The following is a 6,641-nucleotide window of genomic DNA, read 5'->3' on the forward strand; positions in this document are numbered from 1 at the left end:
CCGCGCGCGAATACCACCTCCACGTCGGGACACGCCGGATCCGCGGACGCCGACGGGCTGGGCGCGCTGGCCACCAGGGCGCCGGCCGCCAGTGCCGCCAGTCCAGCGAGCACCGACAGCCGGCGCAGCCCGGAACGCCTGATCACTTCTTGAACGCGTCTTTCACCTTTTCACCGGCGTCCTTGAGGCTGGACTTCGCCTGGTCCGCCCGGCCCTCGTCCCTGGTCTCGTGGTCGCCGGTCGCCTTGCCGATGGCCTCCTTGGCGCGGCCGCCCAGGTCCTCGATCTTGTTCTTCAGCTTGTCCTCGTTGCTCATGCCGCTGTGGCTACCCCGCTTTGCCACAGGTTGAAACCCCGCCCTGCCATGATGGAGGTCGTGAGCGCCGCAATCGTGGTCGCAATAGTCGTGGGGCTGATGCTCCTCGGCATCGGCATGGTGGTCAATCAGCTGCTCCGGTTGCGGCGGTATCTGCGGGACTCGCCGACCGCGCCCCCACCCGGCCCCGAGCCGCCGGACGGGCTCAGCTAGCGGAAACGGGACCGTTGCGCGGGGCCGGCTGATAGCTTCGTCCTCGTGGTAGCGGGGCGGCGCGGCACCGTGAAACCGTCAGTGCTTCTGGTCACCGACGACGGCCTGCCGCGCGGCGTCTCCGGCGCCGCCGATCCACACTTCGCCAACGTCGTGAAATTGTTCGCGCAGCTGTTCCCCGGCCGCCGGTTCGGTGGCGGGGCGCTGAGCGTCTATGTCGACGGCGTGCCCGTGGTCGACGTCTGGACCGGATGGTCGGACCGGGCCGGCAACCAGCGCTGGACCGCCGACACCGGGGCGATGGTGTTCTCGGCGACCAAGGGTGTCGCCTCGACCGTGATCCACCGGCTGGCCGACCGCGGCCTGCTGTCGTACGACGAGCCCGTAGCCGAATATTGGCCCGAGTTCGCGGCCAACGGTAAGGAAGAGATCACCGTGCGTGACGTGCTGCGGCACCGCTCCGGGTTGTCGCATCTGCGCGGCGTCACGAAGGCCCAGTTGATGGACCACGCGCTGATGGAGGAGCGCCTCGCCGCCGCGCCCGTCGACCACTTGCGGGGCGTCCAGGCCTATCACGCTTTGACCTACGGCTGGCTGCTGTCCGGGCTGGCCAGGGCGGTGACCGGCAAGGGCATGCGGGAGCTGATCCGCCAGGAGGTCGCCCGGCCCCTCAACACCGACGGCTTACACCTCGGCCGGCCTCCGGAAGGCTCGCCGACCCAGGCCGCGGAAATCTTGATTCCGCAGGGCCGGCTGCGCGCCCCGGTGTTCAACTTCATCGCCCCCAAGATGGCCGGCCTCCCGTTCTCCGGCGCCCTGGGCGCGATGTACTTCCCCGGTGTCGTCTCCCTGATCAAGGGGGACACCCCCTTCCTCGACGGTGAGGTTCCGGCCGCCAACGGCGTGGTAACCGGCCGCGGGCTGGCGAAGATGTATGCCGTGCTGGCCAACGACGGCCGCATCGACGGCAAGAAGTATCTGTCCGAGGAGCTGACGCGCGGCCTGGCGGGGCAGGCCCGGCGGAAGTGGCCCGACGCGAACATGGTGGTGCCCATGCCGTTTCACCTCGGCTACCACGAGTCGCCGGTGCCGGGCTTGCTGCGCGGATTCGGCCATGTCGGCCTCGGGGGAACGCTGGGCTGGGCCGACCCCGAGGCGGGCGGGTCCTTCGGCTTCGTGCACAACCGGTTGCTCACGCCGCTGCTGTTCGACATGGGATCCTTTGCGGGACTTGCCCGCCCGCTGCGCAACGCCATCCTGGCCGCCCGCGACCAGGGTCCGCTGCCGGTGCCGCAGCTGGGCGCCGCCTACGCCAAGGCCGCCCGGCGCAAGGCGGCCCTATAGCCGGGCGGCGACGAAGTTCGCGGCTTGAGCCGTCATCCCCGACTGGACGTACGAGCCGTGCGCCAACACGTTGCCACCGCCGGAGCACGCGGGGTCACCGTCGGCGCACTCGTCGATGGTCTTGGCGCTGTACGGCGGGCCGATCGGCGGGAACACCGTACCGGCGAGGGTGCCGGCCAGTGGGCTGGTCGGGTTGCCGAAAACTGCGATCGCCGCGACGTGGTCTGCCGCTTGCGGCGGTAGGGCCTTGGTGGCCAGGTCCATCACACCCGCCCCCTGAGAAAACCCGCCGAGCACCAACCGCGTGTTGGGGCACCGGGCGATCATGTCCTGCACGTGAGCGACCGTGTCGTCGGCACCGGCTTGGGCACTCGTCGCGAAAGCCGTTGTCGCCGGGTAGTTCACCGCGTAAACGCCCATCGACCGCCCGGCGAGCTGCGCACCCAGGGAGTCGATGAACGCCTGGCCCACCTGGCCGACGCCGGAGGACTGTCCCGTGCCGCGGGCGAACACCACCTCCACGGCCGGGCACGGATCGGCCTCGACGGAAGGAATGCCGATGGGCCCGCTCAGCAGAGCCGCACACACCGGGACCGCGAGACCGGCGACGCGAAAGATGCGCTCCCCGATCACCGCTCCATGCTGACATAGGCGTTCCCACGCGGCAGCGTCAGCGGAAGGTCGGCGTAGGTGACGATGCCCGGCGCCGCGGCGACGACGGCCGGGATCGCGTTGATCGCGGGCATCGCGGTCATGATGTGGCCGAGGTCCATGAACTCCTCGAGCGTGGTAGCCGCAAAGTACGGCGGCGGAAGGAAGCCCACCTTCGTGGTCACCGTCGGTTGCCCGTCGATCTGGATGACCCAGCCGTCTTGTTCGATCTTCCAGTCGGGCTCGAGCGTCTGGCCCTTGCGCCACCGCACGTTCAGGTCGATCAACGTGGTGTCGCCGACGATGCCCTGCCAGCTGATGTACACGCCCGCTACGCATCCCGCGGGGATGGTCCACGAAGTCATCTCGAGGTCCGCGGTGGTCTGGGCGAACTCGGCGACGCACTTCACCTCGTCGAGCTCGACGCCGAGCGCGTCACCCACCAGCCGGACGGCCTCCCCGAAGATCGCCGTCCCCTTTTCCGCCATCGCCTGCAGGTCCGGGTGGTCGATCGGCTGGCCGAAGCCGACCGGCTTCTCGGTCTCCGGTGAGTCATAGAAGGTGGTGTCGGCGGCCTCGTTGACCGTGACCTTGTCGATCCGGTTGCACACCATCGCCGACACGATGGCCAGTAGCTCGGCGAAGCCCGGGCTGACGCCGGACCCGAAGATGGTCGAGCCGCCCTTGGCGCAGGCCTCCGAAATCTTCTCGCGGCCGTTGCCGAGATTGTGCCCCGTGATGAACGACGCCGTGGTCACCACGTTGACGCCCGCCGACAGAATGCGGACCAGCTCGTCGACGTCGATCCACATCGGGTTGTAGACCACGCAGTCGGGTTTGAGCGCGAGCAGTGCATCGGCGTCGTCGGTGGCCGCCACGCCGAGCGGTGCGATGCCGACGAGGTCGCCGGCGTCGCGCCCCACCTTCTCGGCTGACCAGGCGTAGCAACCCACCAGCTCCAGGGTGGGGTTGGTGACTATCGACTTCAGCGAGCTCTTGCCGACATTGCCGGTGTTCCACTGAACCACGCGATAGGTGTTTGGCACTCGCTCAGCATAGGGAATCGCGCCCCGGGTTAGTAGGCGGATTCGGCCGCCAATATCTCGGCGAGAAAGGCGTCGTCCGCCGGCCGGTCCAGCCGCGCCCGCGCCCACCGGCGCACCCGCTCGCGGGTGTCGGCCGACTCCGCGTTCTCGGCCCCGATGAGCACGGAGGCCGCCGACCAATCGTGATCCCAGGCCGCCGACTCCGAAAGCGGCCGTTGCCCGGCCTCGGCCAGGGGGAGGGCCGCGCGGCCGTCGGCGTCGAGGGCGCCGGTGCCGGAAATCGATCCCGAGCGCAGCCGCACCCCGATGCCGGTGGCTGGGTCCGGGCCGATGACGGCCACCCGCACGTGGGCGACGACCGCGGTTCCGGCCGCCTCGATCGTCCAGTCGACGGTGTTCTCGCCGGCGTCGAAGATCCCGGGCGGAACCCCGCCCCAGTGGACTGACCCGGCGCCGCGGGCGATCGGGGCCGTGGAGGGCCTGCCCGCGTCCGCGCCGGCGGCCAGCGCGTAGTCGTCGCGGCGGCCGCTCGGAAAGACCAACACCGCAGCCGAATCGTCAAGCGCGGCAAACAGTTCGGGCCAGCCGGGGCCGTCCACACCCAATTCGTCGGCCAGGCCGGCGCCGGCTCGCACCAGATCCACCGCGCGCGGATCACCGTCCGCGACATGCGCGGCCAGGGCGGTGGCGTGCGGCGCCAGCAAGCCGGCGACGTCGGAATCCAGGGTGTCATCGGCGAAGAAGCCTTGCGCGCCGGCGGTCAACACCGCGACCTCGAGGTCCAGCAGCGCGCGATCGAGGCCGGCGATGCCGTCCTGTCGACTCGCGGGCCACCAGCGCCGCAGCCAGTGGCCCACGGCCAACCGGCGTAGCGGCCCGACCGACCCCGGCAGGATGTCCACCCCGGCGAGGTCGATGCTGCTTGGCTCGTCCGCCCCGCCCACCGCGGAAGCGAGTGCGACATGCCCGGATTCGCCGAGCACCCGCCAGAGCCAGTCGGCACGGCCGAAATCGGTGAATGTGATGTGGGCCTTGGCGTCGTTGGGGTCGTCCAGGGTCCACGACAGCACCGCGCCGCTGACCTCGAGCACCGCGGCCAGCGGAGTCGTCTCGGTGGTGGGGCCGGTAGTCCACAGACCGGAATCGGCGACCAATCTCATCCCGCCACCTGCAATTCCAGCATCGACTTGATTCGCTGCCGGTGATCCAGACTCACCGACCGCGCGACCCCCTCGAGCAGCGACCGCACGTCATCGACATCGTCGCAGGGCTCCTGCCAGACGTCGCGCCCGTGCAGCCGCGCCCACAGCCGGCTCAGGTAGGGCTGGGCGTACGCGGCGAGGTCGTCGACCACCTGCCGCTGGCGTGGATGGATCGGGCCGCCCTCGGCGAGGTAACGGCGGGCGTGCAGCACGTAGGCCTCCTTGCGCAGCCGCGCCTGGATCTGCGCCGCGAGGGCGTAGCGGCTGGCGACGGACGGGTCCAGCGGAGCCAACTCCGTCGCGATCTCGATGCCCGCGACGAGCGTGGCCTGTTTGTCCTCCGACAGCAGGCCCCAGGGCGCGCAGGCCCGGTCGACTTCCTCCTCGCAGAGCAGGGGAATGTCGGGCAGCGCGTCGCGGTCCAGGGCGCGGCGCAGGGTGGCGCGCACCCGGTCCACCACGCTGCGGTCGAGCGGCCGGTCGCTGTCGGCCCCGCCGGCCACGCGCGGTCGTTGTTGCGGCGCAACCGAACTCAGCCCCAGCTCGATTATCGACCACGGCAGTTGCGCCGCCTCGACGCGGGCCAGCGCGCCCAGGTTGTAGGGCGTCGCGTCGGCGATCATCGCCGACCAGACGCGCTGCCGGGCCGTCGTGGTGCGGTGGCTGTTGGCCGGTCCCAGGACGGTGGCGAGTTCGGCCAGGAACGGGCCGGTGACGGTGGCGCCCGCCCGCACGTCGCGCCAGCTGCGGTCGAGCTGGTCGGCCAACTTGGCCACCGCCTCGGGGTCGGCCAGGTACTGATGCAGCACCTCGATCGCGGTGCGGTCGCGACCCTGGTGGACGTCTTCCAGCACCGCGGCCGCCGTCTCTTGATCCTCGGCCGCCGGTTGGCCTTTCGTCACCGCGAGCTCGAAGCACACCGGGAAGTACAGTTCCTGGGCGTTTCCGGTGCGGATGCGCCGCCGGCGCCGCTCCATCTTGAGTACCTCGAACCAGGCAGCGGCCGAACGCAATTCGGCTGCGCTGCCGACGATCAGCTCACGCATCGCGTCGGCCGTCTCCGGGTTGACGACCGGTGCCGAATACTGCGGGTTGGAACGCAACCGGAGCACCAGCGGGTCGATGATGCGTTTGACGGTGCGGCTCAGCGGGCCGCCGTCGTCGCTGCTGAGCACCTCCACACCGGGGCCGATCGCCCGCCACGCCGCGTCGATCACCGACCGGCGGGGGTGGCCGACCGCGACGGCCAGCTGTGAATCCGCGCTCATCTGCCCAGAATAGGGGCTTCGCGTCGAACGCGGCAGCCGAAAACTTGGGTTCGGTAGCCGGCCGCCGGCCGCACGCTGGTGGCATGAAGAAGCTGTCAGTGCTGGTCGACCGGGTCCGGTCCGCCCGGCGTCGGGGCGGAGGGGACCGCGCCGTCGGGGTCGGCACCGTGCGCGCGGTCGAGCGACAAATTTTCATCGAGGTGGTCGCCGTCTCCGGTGAGACGTTCATCGGCAAGTTGGCCCGGTGCGGCGACGATCTCGACCTCTCGGTGCTGCGGCCCGGTCTGGTGGTCCTGGTGGCCTTCGATCCCGCTGCACGGGAGAGCCTTTCGCTGCCCGACGATGTGCTTGCGGTGCACGCGGCGTGGGTGGCGTCGCTGTGAGCGCTACCGGGCGCCGTCCACCGCGAAGCTGACGACGGCGCCCCAATACAGCGGGCTGGCCGTGGTATCGCCGTCGCGCCAGCGCCGCATCTGTTCGCGCTGCCACCGGTTCACCGCGCACCCGGCGTCCCCGTCGGCGCCATGGGCGCGATCCACGGCGACAACGACACCGGCCATCGGATCGGCGGTGGCCGTGGTGAACTGGCGATACGCCGCGG

The 6,641-nt window shown here is 70.5% G+C and carries 8 protein-coding genes and 1 pseudogene; 3 read left to right on the forward strand and 6 right to left on the reverse strand.

From position 1 onward, the window contains the following. Positions 1-142 precede the first annotated feature (142 nt). Complete coding sequence (locus A5704_RS06775; protein ID WP_055403166.1) at positions 143-316, reverse strand: CsbD family protein; 174 nt, start codon at positions 314-316, stop codon at positions 143-145. A gap of 60 nt (positions 317-376) precedes the next feature. Between A5704_RS06775 and A5704_RS28785 the strand changes: the two genes are divergently transcribed. Both A5704_RS28785 and A5704_RS06780 read left to right on the forward strand, forming a co-directional pair. Beyond that, complete coding sequence (locus A5704_RS28785) at positions 377-529, forward strand: hypothetical protein (RefSeq protein ID WP_197499110.1); 153 nt, start codon at positions 377-379, stop codon at positions 527-529. Positions 530-598: 69 nt separating this feature from the next. After that, positions 599-1,873 (forward strand): serine hydrolase domain-containing protein, encoded by a 1,275-nt coding sequence (locus A5704_RS06780; protein ID WP_067747218.1) that lies wholly within the window; start codon positions 599-601, stop codon positions 1,871-1,873. Here A5704_RS06780 and A5704_RS06785 read toward each other — a convergent pair. From A5704_RS06785 to A5704_RS06800, 4 genes are read right to left on the reverse strand one after another with little or no spacing between them, the layout of a single operon-like run. Further along, positions 1,868-2,506: a cutinase family protein gene (locus A5704_RS06785; protein ID WP_067783077.1), complete on the reverse strand. Its 639-nt coding sequence runs from the start codon at positions 2,504-2,506 to the stop codon at positions 1,868-1,870. The genes A5704_RS06780 and A5704_RS06785 overlap by 6 nt on opposite strands. After that, entirely contained in the window at positions 2,503-3,570 is a 1,068-nt protein-coding gene (locus A5704_RS06790) for a dihydrodipicolinate reductase (protein WP_067747219.1), read from the reverse strand. The genes A5704_RS06785 and A5704_RS06790 overlap by 4 nt, the downstream gene beginning before the upstream one ends. A 29-nt stretch (positions 3,571-3,599) precedes the next feature. Continuing rightward, positions 3,600-4,730 (reverse strand): hypothetical protein, encoded by a 1,131-nt coding sequence (locus tag A5704_RS06795; RefSeq protein ID WP_067783074.1) that lies wholly within the window; start codon positions 4,728-4,730, stop codon positions 3,600-3,602. Beyond that, a complete protein-coding gene (locus A5704_RS06800) occupies positions 4,727-6,040 on the reverse strand; it encodes a hypothetical protein (RefSeq protein ID WP_067783073.1) in 1,314 nt (437 codons plus the stop codon). Before A5704_RS06800 ends, A5704_RS06795 begins: the two co-directional genes overlap by 4 nt. A gap of 44 nt (positions 6,041-6,084) precedes the next feature. Here A5704_RS06800 and A5704_RS06805 point away from each other — a divergent pair, with 44 nt between their 5' ends. Further along, a complete protein-coding gene (locus A5704_RS06805; protein ID WP_067888081.1) occupies positions 6,085-6,423 on the forward strand; it encodes a hypothetical protein in 339 nt (112 codons plus the stop codon). 3 nt (positions 6,424-6,426) lie between these two features. On the opposite strand, the pseudogene A5704_RS06810 reads toward A5704_RS06805, so the two are convergent. Then, positions 6,427-6,641 (reverse strand): annotated as a pseudogene (locus A5704_RS06810) (CHAT domain-containing protein); the annotation flags it as partial.

This window comes from Mycobacterium sp. E735 (assembly GCF_001666955.1).
Taxonomy (GTDB): Bacteria; Actinomycetota; Actinomycetes; order Mycobacteriales; family Mycobacteriaceae; genus Mycobacterium.